19 protein-coding genes are annotated in these 22139 nt (G+C 63.7%); 10 read left to right on the plus strand and 9 right to left on the minus strand.

Features of this window, described 5'->3' with window-relative positions:
- Positions 1 to 198: 198 nt before the first annotated feature.
- Both O7B34_RS03070 and O7B34_RS03075 read left to right on the plus strand, forming a co-directional pair.
- Entirely contained in the window at positions 199 to 1347 is a 1149-nt protein-coding gene (locus tag O7B34_RS03070; protein ID WP_337144814.1) for an acyl-CoA dehydrogenase family protein, read from the plus strand.
- 72 nt (positions 1348 to 1419) lie between these two features.
- Positions 1420 to 1815 carry a RidA family protein gene (locus tag O7B34_RS03075; RefSeq protein ID WP_337144815.1) on the plus strand — a complete coding sequence of 132 codons (396 nt, stop codon included), beginning with the start codon at positions 1420 to 1422 and terminating at the stop codon, positions 1813 to 1815.
- A 23-nt stretch (positions 1816 to 1838) separates the two neighbouring features.
- On the opposite strand, the gene O7B34_RS03080 is transcribed toward O7B34_RS03075, so the two are convergent.
- Complete coding sequence (locus O7B34_RS03080) at positions 1839 to 2912, minus strand: LLM class flavin-dependent oxidoreductase (RefSeq protein WP_337144816.1); 1074 nt, start codon at positions 2910 to 2912, stop codon at positions 1839 to 1841.
- 135 nt (positions 2913 to 3047) lie between these two features.
- Between O7B34_RS03080 and O7B34_RS03085 the strand changes: the two genes are divergently transcribed.
- From O7B34_RS03085 to O7B34_RS03100, 4 genes are all read left to right on the plus strand, one after another.
- Positions 3048 to 3824 (plus strand): HpcH/HpaI aldolase family protein, encoded by a 777-nt coding sequence (locus tag O7B34_RS03085; RefSeq protein ID WP_337144817.1) that lies wholly within the window; start codon positions 3048 to 3050, stop codon positions 3822 to 3824.
- Positions 3825 to 4242: 418 nt separating this feature from the next.
- A complete protein-coding gene (locus O7B34_RS03090; RefSeq protein ID WP_337144818.1) occupies positions 4243 to 5040 on the plus strand; it encodes an ABC transporter substrate-binding protein in 798 nt (265 codons plus the stop codon).
- 163 nt (positions 5041 to 5203) lie between these two features.
- On the plus strand, positions 5204 to 5878 hold the full coding sequence (locus O7B34_RS03095; protein ID WP_337144819.1) for an amino acid ABC transporter permease: 675 nt from the start codon (positions 5204 to 5206) through the stop codon (positions 5876 to 5878).
- 135 nt (positions 5879 to 6013) lie between these two features.
- A complete protein-coding gene (locus O7B34_RS03100; protein ID WP_337144820.1) occupies positions 6014 to 7276 on the plus strand; it encodes a cysteine desulfurase-like protein in 1263 nt (420 codons plus the stop codon).
- Between the two features lie 26 nt (positions 7277 to 7302).
- Here O7B34_RS03100 and O7B34_RS03105 read toward each other — a convergent pair whose 3' ends face one another.
- From O7B34_RS03105 to O7B34_RS03125, 5 genes are all read right to left on the minus strand, one after another.
- Positions 7303 to 8133 carry a dipeptide ABC transporter ATP-binding protein gene (locus tag O7B34_RS03105; RefSeq protein ID WP_337144821.1) on the minus strand — a complete coding sequence of 277 codons (831 nt, stop codon included), beginning with the start codon at positions 8131 to 8133 and terminating at the stop codon, positions 7303 to 7305.
- A complete protein-coding gene (locus O7B34_RS03110) occupies positions 8130 to 8987 on the minus strand; it encodes an ABC transporter ATP-binding protein (protein ID WP_015314099.1) in 858 nt (285 codons plus the stop codon). The genes O7B34_RS03105 and O7B34_RS03110 overlap by 4 nt, the downstream gene beginning before the upstream one ends.
- A 2-nt stretch (positions 8988 to 8989) precedes the next feature.
- Positions 8990 to 9844 carry an ABC transporter permease subunit gene (locus tag O7B34_RS03115; protein WP_246672893.1) on the minus strand — a complete coding sequence of 285 codons (855 nt, stop codon included), beginning with the start codon at positions 9842 to 9844 and terminating at the stop codon, positions 8990 to 8992.
- A 70-nt stretch (positions 9845 to 9914) separates the two neighbouring features.
- Positions 9915 to 10922, minus strand: coding sequence for an ABC transporter permease subunit (locus O7B34_RS03120; RefSeq protein ID WP_337144822.1), 1008 nt, complete (start codon positions 10920 to 10922; stop codon positions 9915 to 9917).
- 50 nt (positions 10923 to 10972) lie between these two features.
- Positions 10973 to 12565, minus strand: coding sequence for an ABC transporter substrate-binding protein (locus O7B34_RS03125; protein WP_337139121.1), 1593 nt, complete (start codon positions 12563 to 12565; stop codon positions 10973 to 10975).
- 466 nt (positions 12566 to 13031) lie between these two features.
- Between O7B34_RS03125 and O7B34_RS03130 the strand changes: the two genes are divergently transcribed.
- Together O7B34_RS03130 and O7B34_RS03135 are read left to right on the plus strand one after the other, a co-directional pair.
- On the plus strand, positions 13032 to 15026 hold the full coding sequence (locus O7B34_RS03130; protein WP_337145188.1) for a long-chain fatty acid--CoA ligase: 1995 nt from the start codon (positions 13032 to 13034) through the stop codon (positions 15024 to 15026).
- 92 nt (positions 15027 to 15118) lie between these two features.
- The gene (locus O7B34_RS03135) at positions 15119 to 15778 is read left to right on the plus strand and encodes a class I SAM-dependent methyltransferase (RefSeq protein WP_337145189.1); all 660 of its coding nucleotides are present in this window, start codon (positions 15119 to 15121) and stop codon (positions 15776 to 15778) included.
- Here O7B34_RS03135 and O7B34_RS03140 read toward each other — a convergent pair.
- Positions 15762 to 16484, minus strand: a complete 723-nt coding sequence (locus O7B34_RS03140; RefSeq protein WP_337139119.1) for an HAD family hydrolase — start codon at positions 16482 to 16484, stop codon at positions 15762 to 15764. The two genes, O7B34_RS03135 and O7B34_RS03140, sit on opposite strands and share 17 nt — an antisense overlap.
- A gap of 5 nt (positions 16485 to 16489) precedes the next feature.
- Complete coding sequence (gene pgi, locus O7B34_RS03145) at positions 16490 to 18133, minus strand: glucose-6-phosphate isomerase (protein ID WP_337144823.1); 1644 nt, start codon at positions 18131 to 18133, stop codon at positions 16490 to 16492.
- 321 nt (positions 18134 to 18454) lie between these two features.
- Between pgi and pdxR the strand changes: the two genes are divergently transcribed.
- Both pdxR and O7B34_RS03155 read left to right on the plus strand, forming a co-directional pair.
- Positions 18455 to 19948, plus strand: coding sequence for a MocR-like pyridoxine biosynthesis transcription factor PdxR (gene pdxR, locus O7B34_RS03150; RefSeq protein ID WP_015314107.1), 1494 nt, complete (start codon positions 18455 to 18457; stop codon positions 19946 to 19948).
- Positions 19949 to 20128: 180 nt separating this feature from the next.
- Positions 20129 to 21718, plus strand: a complete 1590-nt coding sequence (locus O7B34_RS03155; RefSeq protein ID WP_337144824.1) for a trimethylamine methyltransferase family protein — start codon at positions 20129 to 20131, stop codon at positions 21716 to 21718.
- Positions 21719 to 21724: 6 nt separating this feature from the next.
- On the opposite strand, the gene O7B34_RS03160 is transcribed toward O7B34_RS03155, so the two are convergent.
- Complete coding sequence (locus tag O7B34_RS03160) at positions 21725 to 22123, minus strand: hypothetical protein (protein WP_337139115.1); 399 nt, start codon at positions 22121 to 22123, stop codon at positions 21725 to 21727.
- Positions 22124 to 22139 lie beyond the last annotated feature (16 nt).

Below are 22139 nucleotides of genomic sequence, written 5' to 3' on the forward strand. Positions count from 1 at the left end.
AACGCCCCCCTCTGTCCTGCCGGACATCTCCCCCTCTAGGGGGGAGATCGGCTATCACGTACGCTTTCGCAAATCGCCAACGTCGCAGAAAGGGCGCCGCTTCCGATACTGCCAATCTCTCCCCTAGAGGGGGAGATGTCCGGCAGGACAGAGGGGGGCGCCGTAGAGCGCAGGTCTTGAAGTACCGCGGAGGCACAAATGCCTGACCGTTCCTTCCTCAAGTGGCCGTTCTTCGAAGACCGCCATCGCGAGCTCGCCGAGCACCTGGACACCTGGTGCGCCAAAAACCTTCCCGTCGATCATCATGACGTCGACGCCGCCTGCCGCGAGCTGGTGGCGAAGCTCGGCAAGGATGGCTGGCTGAAGCCGACGGCGCTCGACACCGACAATCCTGGACCGCTCGACGTACGCACCTTGTGCATCACGCGCGAGACGCTGGCTCGCCACGATGGGTTGGCCGACTTCGCCTTTGCCATGCAGGGGCTGGGCACCGGTGCACTCAGCCTGTTCGGGACGCCTGACCAGCAGCACTGGCTTTCGAAGACCCGCGCCGGCAAGGCGATCTCAGCGTTTGCCCTGTCGGAACCGCGCTCTGGCTCGGATGTCGCCAATACCGAAATGACGGCGACCCGCGATGGCGACGGCTACGTTCTCACGGGCGAAAAAACCTGGATCTCCAATGGCGGCATCGCCGACCTCTATGTCGTCTTTGCCCGCACCGGAGAAGCACCGGGTGCCAAGGGGCTTTCCGCCTTCCTGGTGCCGGGCGACGCCAATGGGCTCGGTATTGCCGAACGGCTGGAAGTGATCGCGCCACATCCGCTGGCGCGGCTTTCGTTCGACCAGGTCCGGCTGCCTGCCTCGGCGCTGATCGGCAAGCCGGGCGACGGCTTCCGCATCGCCATGTCGGTGCTCGACGTGTTCCGCTCGACGGTCGGCGCGGCGGCGCTCGGCTTTGCCCGCCGCGCGCTCGATGAAAGCATCAAGCGCGTGGCCGAGCGCAAATTGTTTGGCGCACCGATGGCCGAGTTGCAGATGGTGCAGGGCCATGTCGCCGACATGGCGCTCGACGTCGATGCGGCGGCCCTTCTGGTCTATCGCGCCGCCTGGACCAAGGACATGGGTGCGGCGCGGGTGACGCGGGAGGCGGCGATGGCCAAGCTGTTCGCCACCGACAAGGCGCAGGAGGTGATCGACAAAGCGGTGCAACTGCATGGCGGCGACGGTGTCCGCAAAGGCCACATCGTCGAGAGCCTGTATCGCGAAATCCGCGCGCTGCGCATCTATGAGGGCGCATCGGACGTGCAGAAGGTGGTGATCGCGCGGCAAGTGATGGGCGCGGCCTGAACAGGTCGCGTTGATGGATTGTTTTGAAACGCGGATATTGCGGACCCGATATTGGATAGGCGGAGAGAAGACATGCACGAGATCCTGCAGCCGGAAGGCTGGGCAAAACCGGTCGGCTACGCCAACGGCGTGGCGGCGCGCGGCAGGCTCGTCTTCGTCGGCGGACAGGTCGGCTGGAACGGGCAATGCCAGTTCGAGACCGACGATTTTGCCGGCCAGGTACGGCAGACGCTCCAGAACATCGTCGCGGTGCTGGCCGAGGCCGGCGCGGAGCCACGGCACATCACCTCGATGACCTGGTATTTCACCGAAAAGGCCGAATATCTCGGTAACCTCAAGGGGATCGGCGAGGCTTATCGCGAGGTGATCGGCCGGCATTTTCCGGCGATGGCCGCCATGCAGGTGGTGGCGCTGGTGGAGGACCGCGCCAAGGTGGAGATCCAGGCGACCGCCGTCGTTCCGGAATAAAGAATTCGTCTCTCCGGAATATTTTATTCGCGAAGCCCAGCCTGCCTCAGCAACGGCAGCACGTGGTCGCAAAAATAGGGCAATTCCCCGGTGTAGTTGACGAAGGATAGCGCAATGCCCTGGTAGCCGTGCGCGGCAATGGCGGCCATCTCGGCGGCAATCGTCTGCGGTGTTCCAACCAGCGGATAGGTGCCGGCGCCGCCGGCGAAACGCTGGCGATAGCGCTCATAGGCATGCGGGTCGTGCGACTGCGAGAATTCCTTCTTGCCGGCCATATGCGCATCGACCGCCTCGTGGTCGGCCAGATCGACTGCATAGCGTGTGTAGTAGGCCTGCGCCTCTTCCATGGTCGGGCGGCAGACGACATGGGCCACCGTGTAGACGCCGACCTCCCGGCCAACCTTGTCGGCCCGTTCGCCGATGTCGGCGACATGCTTGCCGGCATCGCCCATCTCGGAAAAGGTCGTGAACAGATAATCGCATCTGGCGGCGGCGAAATCGCGGCCCGGGCCGCCGAAAGCGGCGTTCATGGTCACCGGGCGCGGAACCTGCAGGCTGGCCGGCCGGCTGACCGCCTCCTTGAGGTGATAATAGGTGCCTTCATAGTCGAGCGGCTCCGCCGACGCGTAAAGCTTCTCGAGGATATCGATCCATTCGGCCGCCTGGTCGTAGCCCTTCTCGACCAGCGGCGTGCCGAACATGCCGAATTCCTTCGGGTTCCAGCCGCAGACGATGTTGAGGCCGGCACGGCCCTGGCTGATGTGGTCGACCGTCGCCAGCGCCTTGGCGGCATAGAGCGGGTGCACAAGCGGCACGTGCACGGTCATGAACAGGCCGATCCGGTCGGTGGCGACGCTGAGCGCCGCCGCCCAGGTGAAGGTCTCGAACGACCGCTCGCGCACCTTGTTGCGGCCGCCAAAGCCACGCCAGCGGGCGATCGGCAGCAGGAACTCCAGCCCGGCGCGGTCGGCGATCTGGGCTGCGGTCAGATTGTCCTGCCAGCTCGCCGTCCAGCGTTCCGGCACATCCGATATGGCAAGGCCACCGTCGGCGTTGGTCGAGAAGACGCCAAGCTTCAGTTTGTTGGAGCCGTGCAACGGATGTGCTTCATGTCGCGACCTCCCGGCGAAGATCGCACGCTACGGCTCCGCGAAAATATTTCAAGCATGAAATAGCTTCGCCTCGCACTGGTTTGCCGATATGAATTTGGCGGGATGAGAAAAGGGATAGGCATGAGCGAGTTCCGCCAGAAATGCATCGGCAAGAGCACTCTCGTCGGCTCCTTCGCCGCCATTCCTCACCCCGTCGCCGTCGAGGTGATGGCGTTGTCCGGCCTCGACTTCCTCTGCATCGACTGGGAGCATGCCCAGATCTCGCGCGAGATGATCGAAACCATGGTACGCGCCGCCGATGTGCATCGCGTGCCGGCGATGGTGCGCGTTCCCGGCCATGCGCCCGAAGCCATCCAGGCGGCATTGGACAGCGGCGCGCAAGGTGTGCTGGTGCCACGCGTCTCGACACCGGCACAGGCGGCAATGGCGGTGAAAGCGTCGCGCTATCCGCCACGAGGCGAGCGCGGTGTCGGACCCGGCCGCGCGGCCGGCTATGGCTATCGCATTCCCGAATACCTGGCTGGCGCCAATGAGCGGACCGTCGTCGCGATCCAGGTCGAAACCGTAGAAGGGTTGGCCAACGTCGACGCGATCGCCGAAGTGGAGGGCGTCGACATGGTCTTCGTCGGACCCGGCGATCTCTCCGTGTCGATCGACGCGATCGGACCGAAGGGCGCAGACAAGCTCGCGGATGCAATCCGCAGGATCATCGGCGTGACGATCGCGCACGACAAGACCTCCGGCATATTTTGCGCCAGCCCGCAGACCGTCGGCCAATGGGCAGCCGTCGGCGCCAGCTTTTTCGTGCTGGCCAGCGACACGATGTTTCTCGGTGCGGGCGCCGCGGCCAATCATGCCGCCGCCCGGGCCGAACTGGCGCGGGAAGACCCGCGCTAGCGCCTAGCCGAGCAGCAGCCGAGCAACTTTTTTAAGCTTAAAACTTTTGTCTTGAAAAGCGCGGCACTTTGGATAAGCATTCAAGATCAATGGCGGCCGTAGGGCTGGAGGGTTTCCGGGCAATTCGTCATTCTGCTCCGGGTAGGAGGGTTTCAGTCCTTGTCGTTTGTGCTGCCCCAGTCATCGTCCGGCGCGCGCTATGCTTGCGCTGCGTGCGCCCAGGAACCCGCACACCGAGACCACCGCCAATCTTGCCGCGCGCGTGAACACGCATGCGATCGCGACCAGATCGCGTCCGCGCTCGAGCGTATGGTCGCCACCATGAATTGACGCCCCGCTGGGAGGCGGGACGGCAAGAAACCGTGCGGGGCAGCCCGCCCGATCAACAACCAGAGGGAACACCCCAGAGGGACCACCAATGAACCTGACCCGTCGCAATCTCATCCTTTTCGCCGCGGCAATCGGCATCGCCGCCGGACCGGCGACCGCCTATGCCGCCGATGCGCTCAATGTCGGCGCCTACCCGACCAACCCGCCCTTCGAATACAAGAACGAGAGCGGCACGTTCGAGGGTTTCGAGGTCGACATCGTCAACGAGGCGGCCAAGCGCGTCGGCATGACCACCGACATCGCCGATCTCGGCTTCCAGGCACTGTTCGCCGCGACCACGTCGAAGCGCATCGACGTCGCCATCTCCTCGATCACGATCACGCCGGAGCGGCTGAAGTCGCAGTCGTTCACCCAGCCTTATTATGATTCCGACATGGGTATCGCCACCAAGACCGACAGCGCGGTCAACACCGAGGCGGACCTCAAGGGCAAGATCGTCGGCGTGCTCTCGGGCTCGACCGGCGAGACCTGGGTCAAGGCGCACCAGGAAGCCGACGGCTTCAGCGACGTGAAGGGCTATGACACGCAGCAGAACCTGCTGCTCGACCTCAGCGCCGGCCGTGTCGACGCCGCCGTCAGCGACATTCCCGGCATGGAATATTCCTTCACCAAGATGAAGGACCTGAAGGTCAAGCAGCGCATCAAGACCGGCGAGCAGTACGGCCTGATGATGACCAAGGATCATCCGTTGCTCGGCAAGCTCAACGACGCGCTGACGGCGATGAAGAAGGACGGCACGCTGGCCGCGATCCACAAGAAGTGGTTCGGCAGCGACGCGCCGGCCGATTCCTCGACCGTCAAGGAAATGCCGCTGCCCAAGGCCTGAGCGTCGGCCGACAGGACGAAAGGCGTGCCGGCTCCAAAGGGGTCGGCACGTCCCGCTTTCACGCATAACTTCCCGGGACCAGCATCCGTTCGGCAAAGCCGATCTTGATATTCCGGGCCAGGCCCTGGCGTCAGATGACGCAACACCGTTCGGGAATGCCCTGATGTCGCTGATCGACACTTTCTTCAACGCCGACGTCATCGCGTCGAGCCTGCCGGCGCTGCTGCGCGGCTTCCTGAACACGCTGCTGCTCGGCCTGCTCAGCATCGGCATCGGCATTCCCATCGGCCTGGTGATCAGCCTTTTGCGGCTCTATGCGCCGAAGCCGCTGCGCTGGCTCGCGGTCGGCTACACCGACATCTTCCGCGCCTTGCCGGTTCTCGTCGTGCTGATCCTGATCTACTATGCGCTGCCGTTCCTCGGCATTCGCCTGTCGTCCTGGGCGTCGGCGGTGACCGCGTTCGCCATCATCATGTCGGCCTATTCGGCCGAAGTGTTCCGGTCCGGCATAGAGAGCATTCCGCGCGGTCAGTTCGAGGCGTCGCAGGCGCTTGGCCTGCCGTTCCTTTTGACCTTGCGCAAGGTGGTGCTGCCGCAGGCGGTGCGCGTCGTCATCCCGCCGATGACCAGCAACTGCGTCTCGATGTTCAAGGACACTTCGCTGGCATCCACCGTGGCCCTGCCGGAACTGCTCAAGGAAGCGACCAACGCACAGTCGCTCTACGCCAACCCCTCGCCGCTGATCGGCGCCGCACTGGTCTATCTCATCTTCCTTTGGCCGATGGTTCGCCTCGTCAGCCTGCTTGAAGACCGCTTCAAGGACGAGAAAGCCCGCTAGAGCGGTTCAGTGTTTGTTGGAATCCCCGAACCGCTCCAACTCTTTGTTTTCACGCAATTTCGGACGGAAAACCGCTACGCACTTTTCCTGGAATTGCTCTAGCCACTCACCACAAGCACTTCGCAGGAGATATTCTTGAGCAATCCCCAGGCCACCGGCGGCTTCCCCGTCGACACCATTCGCGCCATGTTCCCTGCCCTGCAGCGGGCCGGCGATTTCATCTTCATGGACAATGCCGCCGGGGCGCAGATCCCGCAGAGCGTGCTCGACGCGGTGACCAACCACCTGGTCTCGCACAATGTCCAGCGCGGCGGCCGCTATGGCCGCAGCGTCACCGTCGACCAGTCGGTCGCCGACGCTCGGACAAGCGTCGCCTTGCTGATCAATGCCACCAGTCCGGCGGAAATCTGCTTCGGCATGAACGCCACCTCCTTCATCCGTCTGGTCAGCCTCGGCATCGGCCAGATGCTGCAAGAGCGCGATGAGATCGTCATCACCGACATGGACCATGATGCCAACATCGCCACCTGGCTGGCGCTGGAATCAGCCGGCGCCAAATTCAAGTGGTGGCGGATGCGCGAGGACGGCAACCTGCATGTCGACGATTTGCGTCCGCTGGTGTCCGACCGCACCCGTCTTGTCGCCTGCACGGTCACCGCACACTCGATCGGTTCGATCGTCGACGTCGCGTCCGTCGCGAAAATCGCGCATGCCGCCGGCGGCGAAGTGTTTCTCGACTGCGTGCATTACGGACCGCACGGACTGATCGACGTGCAAGCCTGGGACTGCGACTATCTCGTCTGCTCCGGCTACAAGAACTTTTCGCCGCATATGGGCTTCCTGTGGGGCCGCTTCGAAACGCTGAAACGCTTGCCGACCTTCCGCGAGGATTTCATCCCGGACGAGCCGCCCTACAAGGTCGAGGCCGGCACCTTCATCTATGAGAACGTGTCGGGCATGGATGCCGCCGTGCAGTATCTGGAATTGATCGGCCGCAATCTCGCGCCCTCCAACAACCGCTCGCGGCGCGAGAACATCGTCGCCGGCATGGGCGCCATCCGCGACTATGAGCTGATGCTGGCGCGCGAGATGATGGGCGTGCTGAAGGGTTGCGGCGCGACCATCTACGGCGTCGCCGACGACGCCCGCATCAACGAGCGCGTGCCGACCTTCTGCTTCAACATCGGCAAGCTGTCGCCACAGCGGATCGTCGAGGAAATGGCCGAGATGCAGATCGGCATCCGCGACGGCCACATGTACGCACCGCGGCTGATGAAGCGGCTCAACCTGTCGATGGACAGCGGCGCCATCCGCGCCTCGCTGGTGCACTACAACACGGTCGAGGAAATCCACAAGTTCGGCGAGGCGCTGCGGGCAATCATTGCGAAGCTATCGTAACTGGATGGACGGTGCCTGACCTCCGGTCAGGCAGCCTTCTTCTTCGCCAACCGCGCTTTAATGCTGGCGACGTCGGCGCGCGGCGTGGCGGCGAACAGCGTCCTGGTGTAGCTGTGCTTGGGGTCGGCAAAGACCTCGTCGCGCGAGCCGTATTCGACGGCCTCGCCGAAATACATCACCATCACCTCGTCGGCGATGTAGCGCACCACCGAAAGGTCATGGCTGATGAATACATAGGTCAGCTGGAATTCATCCTGCAGGTCGGCCAGCAGGTTGAGCACCTGCGCCTGCACCGACAGGTCGAGTGCGGAGACCGGCTCGTCCAGCACCAGCAGGCTCGGGTTGAGCATCAGCGCGCGGGCGATGGCGATGCGCTGGCGCTGGCCGCCCGAGAACATGTGCGGATAGCGGTTGTAGTGCTCGTGACCGAGGCCGACCTTCTTCAGCATTTTCATGGCGAGGTCGCGCCGCTCGGCGGCCGGCTTGTCGGTGTTGATCAGCAGCGGTTCGCCCAGCACGTCGCCGATCTTCTGGCGCGGATTGAGCGATCCGTAAGGGTTCTGGAAGACGATCTGCACCTTGCGGCGCATCTCCTTCGTCAATCCGCCCTTGGCGATGTCGACCTTGTTGCCGTCGATGAACAATTCGCCTGACGTCGCCGGATCGATCAAGGTGATGATGCGGGCGAGCGTGGACTTGCCGCAGCCGCTTTCGCCGACGATGGCCAGCGTCTTGCCCTTATCCACCGTGAAGGAGACGCCCTTGACCGCATGCACGGTGCGCGGTCCGGTGAACAGGCCGCCGCCGATATGGTAGTCGCGAACGATGTTCTTGCCTTCGAGGACCGTGGTGCTCATGCGGAGGCTCCCGCTGCCGAGGGGGCAGGCTCGAACAGCATGTCGGAAACGGTCGGCAGCCGGTCGCCGACGGCGTTTTCCGGCAACGCCGACAGCAGCGCGCGGGTGTAATTGCTCTTCGGCGATTCAAACAGCGACAGCACGTCGGCCTCTTCCATCTTGCGGCCTTTGTACTGGACGATGACGCGATCGGCGGTCTCTGCCACCACGCCCATATTGTGAGTGATCATGATCAGGCCCATGCCGTATTTGGCCTGCAGCGAGACGAGCAGATCGAGGATCTGCTTCTGGATGGTGACGTCGAGCGCGGTCGTCGGCTCGTCGGCGATCAAAAGCTTCGGATTGCAGGCAATGGCGATCGCGATCATGACGCGCTGGCACTGGCCGCCGGACATCTGGTGCGGAAACGAGCTCAGCCGTTCTTCCGGATCGGCAATGCCGACCAGCTTCATCAGCTCTATGGCGCGGGCCCGGCGCTGGGCGCGATCCATGCCCATGTGGAAGCGCAGCACTTCCTCGATCTGGAAGCCGACCGTGAAGCACGGGTTGAGGCTGGCGATCGGCTCCTGGAAGATCATCGAGATGTCCTTGCCGACGATCTTGCGGCGTTCGGACGGGCTGAGTTTCAACAGGTCGACGCCGTCGAAGGCCATGCGGTCGGCCTTGACCGTCGCGGTGTTGGGCAACAGCCCCATGACCGCCAGCATCGACACCGACTTGCCGGAGCCGGACTCGCCGACGATGGCCAGCACCTCGCGCGGCTCGACCGAAAGATCGATACCTTGCACGGCCATGAACGGTCCGGCGGCGGTGTCGAAGGAAACGGTAAGGTTCTTGATCTCAAGCAGGGACATGCTCACGACCTCTTCAGCTTGGGGTCGAGGGCGTCGCGCAGGCCGTCGCCGATCAGGTTGATGGCAAAGACGGTGATCAGGATGGCGAGGCCGGGAAAGGTCACCACCCACCATGCGCGCAGAATGAACTCGCGCGCTTCGGCGAGCATCGTGCCCCATTCGGGTGTCGGCGGCTGCGCGCCCATGCCGAGGAAGCCGAGTGCGGCCGCCTCGAGGATGGCATTGGAGAAGGACAGCGTCGCCTGCACGATCAGAGGGGCGATGCAGTTGGGCAGGATGGTGACCAGCATCAGCCTGAGATGGCTGGCGCCGGCGACCTTGGCCGAGACGACATATTCGCGGGTCTTCTCCGCCATCACGGCGGCGCGGGTCAGCCGGGCGAAGTGTGGCTGCAGCACGAAGGCGATGGCGATCATGGCGTTGACGAGGCCAGGGCCGAGTACCGCGACCAGCACCAGTGCCAGCAGCAGCGACGGGAAGGCCAGGATGATGTCCATGATGCGCATGATCAGCGTGTCGACCCAGCCACGGCAGTAGCCGGCGAGCAGGCCGAGGATGACGCCGGAGATCAGCGCCGTGGTGACGACGACGAAGCCGATGGCGAGCGAGAAGCGCGAACCATAGATCAGGCGCGAAAGCATATCGCGGCCGACGGCGTCGGTGCCGAGCAGGAACTGCGCGTTGCCGCCCGTCTGCCAGGCCGGGGGCGTCAGGAAGAAGTCGCGGAACTGATCGTCCGGCGAATGCGGGGCGAGCAGAGGCGCGAAGATGGCGATCAGGATCAGCAGGGCGAAGACGAAGAGACCGATCACCGCGCCCTTGTTGATCGAGAAATAGTGCCAGAATTCGCCGAACATCTGCAGCCGCGCGTCCTGCGGCTTGACGACGGTCGCGGCTTCGATGGCGGCTGGGCCTTCATTGGTCATGTCAATTCGCCCGGATACGCGGGTTGATGACGGCATAGAGCACGTCGACGATAAGGTTCACCGACATGACGATCAGCGCGATCAAAAGCAACCCGCCCTGCACTGTGAAATAGTCGCGCTTGGAAATGGCGTCGATCATCCACTTGCCGATGCCCGGCCACGAAAAGATGCTCTCGGTCAGGATGGCGCCGGTGAGCAGCGTGCCGACCTGCAGGCCGATGGTGGTGACGACCGGGATCAGCGCATTTCGGAAGGCATGCAGGCCGATGACACGGCGCGGCGCCAAGCCCTTGGCGCGCGCGGTGCGTACATAATCCTCGCCCAGCACTTCGAGCATGGCCGAGCGCGTCTGCCTGGCGATGACCGCCAGCGGAATGGTGCCGAGCACGATGGTGGGCAGAACGAGGTGCGACACCGCCGAGCGGAAGGCGCCCTTCTGGCCCGAAATGAGGGAATCGATGGTCATGAAGCCGGTCACCGGCTTGAAGAAGTAGAGAAGGTCGATGCGGCCCGAGACCGGTGTCCAGTGCAGCGTACCGGAGAAGACGATAATCAGCAGCAGGCCCCACCAGAAGATCGGCATGGAATAGCCGGCGAGCGCGGTTCCCATGGTCAGCTGGTCGAACCAGGAGCCGCGGCGGATGGCGGCGAAAATGCCGAAGGCGACACCGAAGATGATGGCGAAGATCATGGCGAAGATGGCGAGTTCGACCGTCGCCGGGAACCGCACCAGGAAATCCTTGAGCACCGGCGTCTTGGTAGAAAACGAGGTGCCGAAATCGCCGCTGAGGATGTTGGCCAGATAGGTCAGATATTGTTGCCAGATCGGCAGGTCGAAACCGAACTGATGCATCAGCGCCGTGTGGCGTTCGGGCGACAGGCCACGTTCGCCCGCAAGCACCAGCACCGGATCACCGGGCAGGATGCGCACGAAGCCGAAAGCGAGGATGGTTATCCCGATGAAGGTCGGGATGATGAGGGCGAGCTTGCCGAGGATATAACGCAGCATGGCGGGCGAGGTGGGGCGGCGCCCTGTGGCGCCGCCCCGTTTCGCGAACCTTATTCGGCGATATCGACGCCGTCAAAGCGATGGATGCCGAGCGGATCCATCGCAAAGCCGGAGACTGTCTTCTGCATCGGCATGAACACCTTGGAGTGGGCGAGCGTCGCCCACGGTGCCTGCTCCTTGAAGATGACCTGTGCCTGTTCGTAGAGCTTGGTGCGCTCGGCCTGATCGGAAACGGTCTTGGCCTTGTTGATGAGCGCATCGAAGTCCTTGTTGCACCATTCCGCGCGGTTGTTCGAACCGACGGAAGCGCAGCTCAGGAGCACGCCGAGGAAGTTGTCCGGATCGCCATTGTCGCCGGTCCAGCCGACGATGACGGCGCCGTCGTGATCGACCGCCGAAGCGCGCTTGAGGTATTCGCCCCAATCATAGCTGACGATGTTGACGGTGACACCGACCTTGGCGAAGTCGGCCTGGATCAGCTCGGCGGTGCGGCGCGCGTTCGGCATGTACGGACGCGACACGGGCATGGCCCAGACGTTCATCTTGAGGTCCTTGACGCCGGCCTCTTCAAGCATCTTCTTGGCCGCCTCCGGATCGTACGGATCGTCCTTCACGTCCTTGTTGTAGGACCACATGGTCGGCGGGATCGGGTTGATCGCCACCTGGCCGGCGCCCTGGAACACGGCGTCGATAATGGCCTTCTTGTTGATGGCCATGTTGAGCGCCTTGCGGACGCGCACGTCGTCGAACGGCTTCTGCTGGGTGTTGTACATCAGCGCGCCGACGTTGAGGCCTTCCTGCTCCGCGACCGTCAGGTTCGCATCAGCCTGCAAGCCGGCGATGTCGGCCGGTGCCGGATACGACATGATGTTGCATTCGCCCGCCTTCAGCTTCTGCGCGCGCACCGCCGGATCGGTGGTGATGGCGAAGACCAGATCGTCGATCTTCTGCTTGCCGCCCCAATAGTCCGGGTTGGCCTTGTAGCGGATGGCGGCGTCGGTCTGGTAGTCGACGAAGATGAACGGGCCGGTGCCGACCGGCTTCTGGTTGAACAATTCAGGCGTCTTGTCGGCCTGCAGCTTGTCGGCATATTCCTTCGAGACGATCGAGGCGAAATCCATGCCCAGCGTCGGAATGAAGGTGATCGCCGGCTCCTTGAGGGTGAACTTCACCGTCAGGTCGTCGACCTTCTCGACCTTGGTGATGTTGTCGCCGAACTGATCATTGTAATACTGATAGGCAATGCCCGGTATGTACTGGAACCAGGGGCCGTTCTTGTCGACCTGGCGCTCGAACGAGAACACCACGTCGTCGGCGTTCAGGTCGCGCGTCGGGGTGAAGTAGTCGGTGGGCGCGAACTTGACGCCCTTGCGAAGCTTGAAAGTATATTCCTTGCCGTCGTCGGAAATCGCCCAGCTGTCAGCAAGGCCGGGCGAGACCGAGGTCTTGCCGTGATCGAATTCGACGAGGCGGTTGAAGACGGTACGCGAGGACGCATCGAACGTCTGTCCCGCAGTGTACGGCGCCGGATCGAAACCTTCTGGCGACGCCTCCGCGCAATAGACCAGAGTTTTCGCGTTGGCCACGCCGCCCAGGACGCTTGCAGCCAGCAACGCGGCTGCAAAAGTCAATTTCTTCTTCATTGAGCACTCCCTGATGTTCTTCCAAGCCCCTCTATCAGGCTCGCGAAGCGCGCATATAAGCACCGTTTTTCCGGCTTTGGAACACCCCGTTTGCTTACCCCGCGGGAAGCAGGAAAAAAATCCGCGATTTTGCTAAATGGCAGAAAAAATTAGCAGTTTTTTCTATTCACGATATTATTAACGACCGCATTTTTTTATTGATCCGACGTCCGGCGACAAGGGTGCCGCGCGCCGTCTTCATCCGGGCATCGATGCGGAAAATGCCGGTTCCAAGTACAGCCGGCGGGAACGATTTCCGACGGCAAATCTTTCGGGGTCTTGCCGCAAGGGCAAGACTTGCACCGTCGCCGATAGAGGCAATACATAGGTGGACATGCTGGCGGCAGCGGAGGACGTCTCCATCAATCCGGAGGCGGCGCGGCGGGCCAACGAGAAACAGGCGACCAGGGTTGTCGAGGAGGAACGGGTGGCAAAAGCATCGAAGGCGCCGGTGAAGGCGTCGGCCAAGGCGGTCTCGAACCCAGCGGCCGGTGGGCAAGGCAAGGCCGCAGCCGCGAAAGCGGCGGCCAAGCCCGCCAAGAGCACCCCCACGGCGAAGGCAGCGGCCAACGCCAGTACCGGCAAGAAGCCGGCGACGAAAGCCACGCCGGCAAAGGCGTCCGCGACCAAGGCCGGACCGAACAAGGCCGCGACGAAGAGTTCGCCACCAGCGAAGGCTGCGCCTGTATCGAAACCGGCGACCCCGGCCAGCCAGCGGCTGCCGAAAGCGCTCACCGAACTCGCCGCCGGCCTGCCGCAAAAGCCATGGCTCAACAGCTATCCCAAGAACATGCCGGCCGAGATCGGCGCCCTTCCCTCCAGTTCCATCGGCGACTTCCTCGTTGGCGCCTGCAAGCAGTTCGCCGGTCAGCCGGCTTTCACCTGCATGGGCAAGTCCATCACCTACACTGAACTCGAACAGCTATCGGCGGCCTTCGGTGCCTATCTGCAGTCCACCGGATTGCAGAAAGGGGCGCGCGTCGCCCTGATGATGCCGAACGTGTTGCAGTATCCCGTGGCGATGATGGCGGTCGCCCGCGCCGGCTTCACGGTGGTGAACGTCAATCCGCTCTACACGCCGCGCGAACTGGAGCATCAGCTCAAGGATTCCGGGGCGCAGGCCATCGTCATCCTCGAAAATTTCGCCAACACCCTGCAGGCGGTCGTCACCAGGACCTCGGTCAAGCATGTCATAGTCGCCGCCATGGGCGACCTGCTCGGCGGCCTGAAGGGCTCGATCGTCAATCTGGTCGTGCGCCGCGTCAAGAAAATGGTGCCGGCCTGGTCATTGCCCGGCCATGTCAAGTTCAATGCGGCCCTGAAGGCTGGCCGCGGCATGGCTTTCAAGCCGGCCACGGTGGCCGCCAGTGATGTCGCCTTCCTGCAATATACCGGCGGCACTACCGGAATCTCGAAAGGCGCGACCCTCTCGCACAGCAATGTACTGGCCAATGTCGCGCAGAATGCGCTGTGGCTGCAGGACGCCTACACCGTCAAGCCAAAGCCGGCGCATCTCAACCTCGTCTGCGCATTGCCGCTCTACCATATCTTCGCGCTGACGGTGAACGCGCTGATGGGCATGCAAATGGGCGGCCAGAACATACTGATCCCCAATCCGCGCGACATTCCCGGCTTCGTCAAGGAAATGGGCAAATATCCGATCCATATCTTTCCGGGCCTCAACACGCTGTTCAATGCGCTCTTGAACAATGAGGACTTCCGCAAGCTCGACTTCAGGCCGCTGCTGCTGACGCTGGGCGGCGGCATGGCGGTGCAGAAGGGCGTCGCCGAGCGCTGGAAGGCGCTGACCGGGTGCCCGATCAGCGAAGGCTACGGCCTTTCGGAGACCTCGCCGGTGGCGACGGCCAACAAATTCAGTTCCGGCGACTTCACCGGCACCATCGGCCTGCCACTGCCCTCGACCGAAATCGCCATCCGCGACGACGACGGCAACAACGTGCCGCTCGGCGAGGTCGGCGAGATCTGCATCAGGGGACCGCAGGTGATGGCGGGTTACTGGAACCGGACGGACGAGAGCGCCAGGGTGATGACCGAGGACGGCTTCTTCAAATCGGGCGACATGGGCTTCATGGACGAACGCGGCTACACCAAGATCGTCGATCGCAAGAAGGACATGATCCTCGTTTCCGGCTTCAACGTCTATCCGACCGAACTCGAGGAGGTCGTGGCGGCGCATCCCGGCGTGCTCGAAGTGGCGGCGATCGGCGTGCCGGACGAGCATTCGGGCGAAGTGCCGAAGCTGTTCATCGTCAAGAAGGATCCGGCCCTGACGGCCGAAGCCATCACCGCCTTTTGCCGCGAGAACCTGACCGGCTACAAGCGTCCCAGATACATCGAGTTCAGGACCGAATTGCCGAAGACGCCGGTCGGCAAGATCCTGCGGCGGGCTTTGCGCGAGTAGTGGTTGATAGTCCTGCCTACGGCGAGGCGCCGGACAACGGTTTGCCGGGCCGGCACCTCCGCCTCGACCCGGCAGCGTTCATCAAGGCGAATATGCGCCTTGTCCCGGTACCGGCGCTTCCCGAAATCCAGCTGTACACCGCTCACCCGGGCAGCGGGCTGAGGCGCCTCGTCGACCCTGAAGAGGATCGCGATGACACGCGGGAACCGCAGCCGCCCTACTGGGCCTATGCGTGGGCGGGCGGCGCCGTGCTGGCGCGCTATATCCTAGACCATCCGAAGATCGTGACGGGCCGCCGCGTGCTCGACCTCGGAGCCGGGTCCGGCATTGTCGGCATCGCCGCCGCGAAAGCCGGCGCGCGTGAGGTGACAGCCGCCGAGATCGACCGCAACGGCATTGCCGCGCTCGCGCTGAACGCAGCGGCCAACGACGTCACGATCACGATAATGGGCAACGACATCACCACGGGGCCGCCGCCCGCCGTGGACCTGGTGCTCGCCGGCGACGTGTTCTACGGGCAGGAAGTCGCCTTGGGGGTGATGCCTTTCCTCGACCGCTGCCTCGCCGCCGGCATCGAGATCCTCGTCGGCGATCCAGGCCGGGCCTATCTGCCGCGGTCGCGGCTGCGGCTGCTTGCCGAATACAAGGTGCCGGATTTCGGCGAGGCGAAAGACGCCACGCTGAAGCCGAGTGGTGTCTTTCGCCTCGAGACCGAACAGTCCCTTACCTTCCTGATCAGGCCGTCTCCTTGACCCGCGCCGACAGGAAATCCGGCAGATCGGCAACCGAATCCAGGATGAGGTCGGCGATCTCGGCCAGCGATTCGCGGGTGCCGGTGCCGGAAAGCACGCCGACGGCGAGGCCGCAGCCGCCGGCACGCGCCATTTCGAGATCGTGACGGTTATCACCGACCATGGCGATCTCCGCCGGCTTCAGCCCGGTAAGATCGCAAAAGGCCTGGATGGTGTCGGGCGCTGGCTTGGGGTTGGCCACCGCGTCATAACCATAGGCGGCATCGAACAATTGCGCGACGCCCAGCGTGACCAAGGTCTTCTCCGCGCCGCTGGTCGAATCGTTGGTGGCGACGCCAAGGCGGTAGGATCGCTTGTGCAGCAGAGCCAGCGTGTCGACGATATCGGGCAGCGCCACCGCCATCGCCGAGCCCTGCACCGAAGTGATCTCGTTGAAGCGGGCGACGGCCAGCATCTGGTCCTCGTTGGACAGGCGCGGAAACCACAGTTCGACGACGTCGAGATTGGTGCCGGAGGCAAAGATGGAGTCGGGTTTGAAGCGCCGGTTGGCGAAATCGAAGCCGGCGGCGGCCAGCAGCCTGTCGGCCTTCCAGCGGTCGCCCTCGGCTGCGTCCATGGCCATGAAATCGGCAACGCCGAGCCAGGTCGCGTTGAAATCGACAAGTGTCCCGTCCTTGTCGAACAATATGCCCTTGATGTCTGCCAAACTTTTCACTCCGAACCACGCAATTGGTGGATGTATGCCACAAGGCCAGCGGTCGATGCATCGCGCTTGGCGGCACTTTCCTTGCCTTCCACGACGGGCAGGAGGCCGGTGGCCAGTTCCTTGCCGAGTTCGACGCCCCACTGGTCGAAAGAGTTGATGTTGAACAGCGTTCCCTCGACGAAGACGCGGTGCTCGTAGAGCGCGATCAGCCGGCCGAAGGTGCGCGGGTCGAGCTTGCGGTAGAGGATGGTCACCGAGGGCCGGTTGCCGGAGAAGACGCGGTGCGGCGCGATACGGTCGACGTCGGCCGGCCTCATGCCCTTGGCCAGCATCTGCGCGCGCGCCTCTTCCAGCGTGCGGCCCTTCATCAAGGCTTCCGACTGCGCCAGGCAGTTGGCGAGCAGCAGGTCATGCTGGTGTTTGAGATCGGGCTCATGGCCGACGGCGGCGGCGAGGAACTCGACAGGGATCAAATCGGTGCCCTGGTGGAGCAGCTGGAAGAAGGCGTGCTGACCGTTGGTGCCTGGCTCCCCCCACACCAGCGGCCCGGTCGGCGTCGTCACCGGCGTGCCGTCGAGGGTGACGCTCTTGCCGTTCGATTCCATGTCGAGCTGCTGCAGATAGGCCGGCAGCCTGGACAGGCGCTGGTCATAGGGGATGACCGCGCGGGCCGGATAGCCGCAGATCACGCGGTGCCACCAGCCGACAAGCCCCAGGAGCGCCGGCAGGTTCTTCTGGAGCGGCGCGGAACGGAAATGCTCGTCCATCTCGTGCGCACCGTCGAGGAAGGCGCGGAAATTGCGCGGGCCGATGGCGATCATGACCGGCAGGCCGATCGCGCCCCATAGCGAATAGCGGCCGCCAACCCAGTCCCAGAAGCCGAAGACGCGATCCTGCTCGATGCCGAACCTGGCCACCAGGTCGAGCGCGGTCGAGACGGCGGCGAAATGCTTGCCCACGGCCTCCTTGCCCAAAGCCTTCTCGATCCATTGCCGCGCGGTCTGCGCATTGGTCATCGTCTCGACCGTGGTGAAGGTCTTGGAGGCGATGATGAACAGCGTGGTTTCGGCGGACAACCCCTTCAGCGTGTCGTGGATATGGGCGCCGTCTATGTTGGAGACATAATGCGCGTGCGGGCCGTCATGATAGGGGGCGAGCGCCAGGGTCGCCATGGCCGGACCGAGGTCCGAGCCGCCGATGCCGATATTGACGATGTCGGTGATCTTCTTGCCGGTGGCGCCTGTCGCCTTGCCGGAGCGGACGGCATCGGCGAAGGCGCCCATGGCGTCGAGCACGGAAATGACATCCGCCTTGACGTCCTGGCCGTCGACCGTGACACCCTTGCCGCTGAGGTTTCGCAGTGCCGTGTGCAGAACGGCGCGGTCTTCGGTGAGGTTGATCTTCTTGCCGGCGAACATGGCGGCGCGGCGGCCTTCGAGATCGGCGGCGGCGGCGAGCTTTTCCAGGAGATCCATGGTCGCCGCGTCGACGGCGCATTTCGACCAGTCGAGCAGGAGGTCGCCATCGGTAGCGGAGAATGTCTTGAAGCGCTGCGGATCGGCGGCGAAGACCTGGCGCATGTCGCCAGGTGCGGCGGCGCGATGATCGCGCAAGACGGCAAGCTGTTTCTGGAAGGCTGACTGATCCACTGGCGGGGACTCCTGGCGTTTTAGACGCACCATATCAGACCGGATGTTTCCGGCGCGTGTCGTCGCGCCGAAACTATTGAGCCGAATTCCACGCGGTCAATACGCGGCGATGACGCAGCGCATCACGATGCGATGACACAATGTATCAGAAGGGAGGTGGGTATCTATCAGCGAGGGTGGCAGCGCCTTGTTTCGAGCCTGAAGGATCACTGGCATAGATCCCAAAGATCAGAAAAATTGATTGGCGCAACCCCTTGTGCCACGGTTACGTTCGGCTGGTCCAGCCAAGCAAAAAAGGCTGGCCATCGAGGAACATCTCCCATGCCACAGAGAAACGACACGGCGATATGGTCCGGCCTGTTCCGGATTTCGGCTGAATCCGGCCAGACCCTGCAGGCGCAGATCCGCCAAGCCATCGTGGCCGCCATTCTCGACCGCCAGATCGCCGCTTCGATGCCGCTTCCTTCCTGCCGCATCCTGGCCGAAAAACTCGGCGTGGCGCGCGGAACGGTGGTGCTGGCCTTTCAGCAGCTCGTCGACCAGGGTTTCCTGGTGGCGCGCGAGCGGCGCGGTCATTTCGTCAATCCGGACGTGCTGGCGACACCGGCCAAGCCGCACCAGAAGGCGCCCGACCAAGCCAATGAGATCGACTGGAAGGCACGCCGGCAGATCGCCGCCAGCGATATGCCGCCGCCGGCCAAGCACGAGAACTGGATCAAGTCGTCCTACCCCTTCGTCTACGGCCAGTTCGACCCGGCGCTGTTCCCGACCGCCGAGTGGCGCGAGTGCAACCGCATGGCGCTGGCCGTGCTGGAGATCCGCAACTGGGCGTCCGACATGGTCGACCGCGACGATCCGCTGCTGATCGAGCAAATCCAGGCCCGGCTGCTGCCCAGGCGCGGCATTTTCGCCAATCCCGACGAGATCATCGTCACGCTGGGCGCCCAGAACGCGCTCTATATGCTCGCTTCGCTCTTGATGACCAAGGGCTCGAAAGTGGCGATGGAGGATCCGGGCTACCCCGACGCGCGCTCGATCTTCCGGCTCGCGGGCGCCGACATCGAACCGGTGCCGGTGGACCAGTCCGGCATCGTAACCTCTTCTATTCCCAATGATTCCGGGTTCGTGTTTGTCACGCCGAGCCATCATTGCCCGACCATGGTGCCGTTGTCGGCGGAGCGGCGGCAGGATCTTCTGGCGCGCGCCAACCGGCACAACCAGATCATCATCGAAGACGGTTATGACAGCCAGCTTCTCGACGAGGCGCCTCAGCAGGCGCTGAAGAGCCTCGACCGTTCCGGCCGTGTCGTCTATGTCGGCTCGATGTCGAAGACGCTGGCCCCCGGCCTGCGGCTTGGCTACATCGTGGCGTCGGCTGGACTAATCGCCGAACTCAGGGCGCTGCGCCGCTTCATGCTGCGCCATCCGCCGGCCAACAACCAGCGCGCCGTGGCGCTGTTCCTGTCGCTCGGCCATCACGAAGCGCTGGTGCGGCGGCTGTCGAGCGCCTTCGACGAGCGGCGCAAGCGTCTGGTCCATGCGATTTCCGCCTTCCTGCCGGAGTGGCGCTCGACGGATTCGGCCGGCGGCACATCGCTTTGGCTGGAGGGGCCACGCGGTACCGATTCGCGCGGTTTGGCCGAGGCCGCGGCCTCGCGCAGCGTCATTATCGAGCCGGGCGACCGGTTCTTCGATCGCACCGAAAAGCCTTCGCGTTTCATGCGGTTGGGCATTTCCTCGATCGCGCTGCAGCACATCGAGCCCGGCATCCGGGAACTGGCTACCGCTGCCGGCCGCAGGCCCGCAGCCGCCTGATTCCACTGACCGGAGCCGCGCAATAGCGGCTTCGGCTCCTTTAGCTCTGGCATATGCAACCGGACCGGCTGGCTCATAGGCTGTGCCAATGCCGGCGGCATAGTCGTGGCACAAAGGGGAAGAAGCAGCCGATGGTGGACCAACCGCCGCGCTGTTTCTCGTGAAAGGTGGAGTGCTTCGATGTCTGTGGTTCTTGAAAAGCAGGAAGCGGCAGCGGATCAACGCTCGCGCCGCTCCGGCGGACGCGAAGCGCGCCGCGCGATGCGGGCAGCGCCATTGGCCGACGACATCAGGCCGGTGCGCGCCGGGCTCGAGGGTGGCAGCTACGGACCACTCAAGGGCAATGATCGCGAGCGCATCCACGAAGCGGTGCTGACGCTCCTGGAGACAGTCGGCTTCGCCAACGCCATCCCCTCCTGCATCGAGGCGCTGACCCAGGCCGGCGCCACCTATGGCGACGATGGCCGCATCCGGTTCCCGCGCTCGCTGGTGCTCGAGACGATCAAGAAGGCGGCACGGAATTTCACCTTGCACGGCCAGGATTCCAAACACGACATGGTGATCCAGGGCAAGCGCGTGCACTACGGAACGGCCGGCGCCGCGGTTCATCTGGTGGATGTCGAGAAGCGCGAATACCGCGAGTCGCTGCTGCAGGACATCTATGACGCCGCCCGCATCGTCGAAGGGCTCGACAACATCCATTTCTTCCAGCGGCCGATGGTGCCGCGCGACATTCCCGATCCGCTCGAAATGGATTTCAACACGCTCTACGCCTGCGTGATGGGCACGTCCAAGCATGTCGGCACCTCGTTTACGGTGCGCGAGAACGTGCAGCCGGCGCTCGAGATGCTCTATGCCATTGCCGGCGGCGAGGAGAATTTCCGCGCCCGGCCGTTCGTGTCGAACTCGAACTGCTTCGTCGTACCGCCGATGAAATTCGCCGAGGACGCCTGCGGCGTGCTCGAGGCCTGCGTCGAGGGCGGCATTCCGATCCTGCTTTTGTCGGCGGGACAGGCCGGAGCCACGGCACCGGCGGCAATTGCCGGCGCCGTGGTACAAGCGGTCGCCGAAGTGCTGGCCGGCCTGGTCTATGTCAACGCCATCAAACCAGGGCATCCGGCGATCTTCGGCACCTGGCCGTTCGTGTCGGATCTCAGGACAGGCGCCATGTCGGGCGGCTCCGCCGAGCAGGCCGTGCTGACCGCGGCCTGCGCCCAGATGGCGCAATTCTACGATTTGCCGGGCGGTTCAGCCGCCGGCATGACGGATTCGAAGCTGCCCGACATCCAGTCCGGCTATGAAAAGGGAATCACCGACGTAATGGCGGGCCTTGCCGGGCTCAACCTGGTCTACGAATCGGCCGGCATGCACGCCTCGCTGCTCGGCTTCTGCCTGGAAAGCCTGATCATCGACAACGACATGCTCGGCCATTGCCTGCGCTGCGTGCGCGGCATCGAGGTGACCGACGAAGCGCTGTCGATCGACACCATCGCCGATGTCTGTCTGAAAGGCCCGGGGCACTATCTCGGCAACGAGCAGACGCTGCGACTGATGCAGACGGAATATTTCTATCCTGCCGTCGGCGACCGGTTTTCGCCGAAGGAGTGGAACGAGAAGGGTCGGCCCGACATCCTGCAGCGCGCGATCATCGAGAAGAAGCGCGTCCTTGCCGAACGCTTTCCGCGCCATGTGCCGAAGCTGCTCGACGACAAATTACGCGCCCGCTTCGGCGACATGATCAAGCTGCCGCGCGGCGGCATGGGCGGCTGAGCGCAGCTATTCGGCTGCGAGCCCATAGCGCTCGACGACCTCGGCGTTGATCAGCTTGGCGTGCAGCGCCATCAGCACGATCCGTGCATCGAAGCTGTCGCCGGTTTCAAGAGCCGCCTCGATCCGGCGCTCCGCGTCGAGCCGCTGTTGCGGACCTTGCGCACGCTCGAAGGTTTCCGGTCCGGCGATGCAATAGCTGAACAGGTTCGCAACCTGCGGATAGGCCTGTGGCGGTGGCTCCTCGGGCCAGTGGTCCTTCATCAGATTGACGATGGTGAGTTTCACCCCTTCGGGCACGAGGGCGGGGTGCAGGTCGGCGCCGCGCAAGGCGGCATCGAGTTGCCGCAAATCACCCGAGCGGCCGAACATGCCGAGAAAGCCGAGGGAAGAGCGTCGTTGCGCCATGATGGTCCAATCCGTT

The sequence above is a fragment of the Mesorhizobium sp. Cs1299R1N3 genome, from assembly GCF_037179625.1.
Taxonomy (GTDB): domain Bacteria; phylum Pseudomonadota; class Alphaproteobacteria; order Rhizobiales; family Rhizobiaceae; genus Mesorhizobium; species Mesorhizobium salmacidum.

Coding starts and splice junctions, on each gene's coding strand:
- O7B34_RS03070 (WP_337144814.1), top strand. CDS start 199: ATGCCTGACCGTTCCTTCCTCAAGTGGCCGTTCTTCGAAGACCGCCAT.
- O7B34_RS03075 (WP_337144815.1), top strand. CDS start 1,420: ATGCACGAGATCCTGCAGCCGGAAGGCTGGGCAAAACCGGTCGGCTAC.
- O7B34_RS03085 (WP_337144817.1), top strand. CDS start 3,048: ATGAGCGAGTTCCGCCAGAAATGCATCGGCAAGAGCACTCTCGTCGGC.
- O7B34_RS03090 (WP_337144818.1), top strand. CDS start 4,243: ATGAACCTGACCCGTCGCAATCTCATCCTTTTCGCCGCGGCAATCGGC.
- O7B34_RS03095 (WP_337144819.1), top strand. CDS start 5,204: ATGTCGCTGATCGACACTTTCTTCAACGCCGACGTCATCGCGTCGAGC.
- O7B34_RS03105 (WP_337144821.1), bottom strand. CDS start 8,133: ATGAGCACCACGGTCCTCGAAGGCAAGAACATCGTTCGCGACTACCAT.
- O7B34_RS03110 (WP_015314099.1), bottom strand. CDS start 8,987: ATGTCCCTGCTTGAGATCAAGAACCTTACCGTTTCCTTCGACACCGCC.
- O7B34_RS03115 (WP_246672893.1), bottom strand. CDS start 9,844: ATGTTCGGCGAATTCTGGCACTATTTCTCGATCAACAAGGGCGCGGTG.
- O7B34_RS03120 (WP_337144822.1), bottom strand. CDS start 10,922: ATGCTGCGTTATATCCTCGGCAAGCTCGCCCTCATCATCCCGACCTTC.
- O7B34_RS03125 (WP_337139121.1), bottom strand. CDS start 12,565: ATGAAGAAGAAATTGACTTTTGCAGCCGCGTTGCTGGCTGCAAGCGTC.
- O7B34_RS03135 (WP_337145189.1), top strand. CDS start 15,119: ATGCGCCTTGTCCCGGTACCGGCGCTTCCCGAAATCCAGCTGTACACC.
- pdxR (WP_015314107.1), top strand. CDS start 18,455: ATGCCACAGAGAAACGACACGGCGATATGGTCCGGCCTGTTCCGGATT.
- O7B34_RS03155 (WP_337144824.1), top strand. CDS start 20,129: ATGTCTGTGGTTCTTGAAAAGCAGGAAGCGGCAGCGGATCAACGCTCG.
- O7B34_RS03160 (WP_337139115.1), bottom strand. CDS start 22,123: ATGGCGCAACGACGCTCTTCCCTCGGCTTTCTCGGCATGTTCGGCCGC.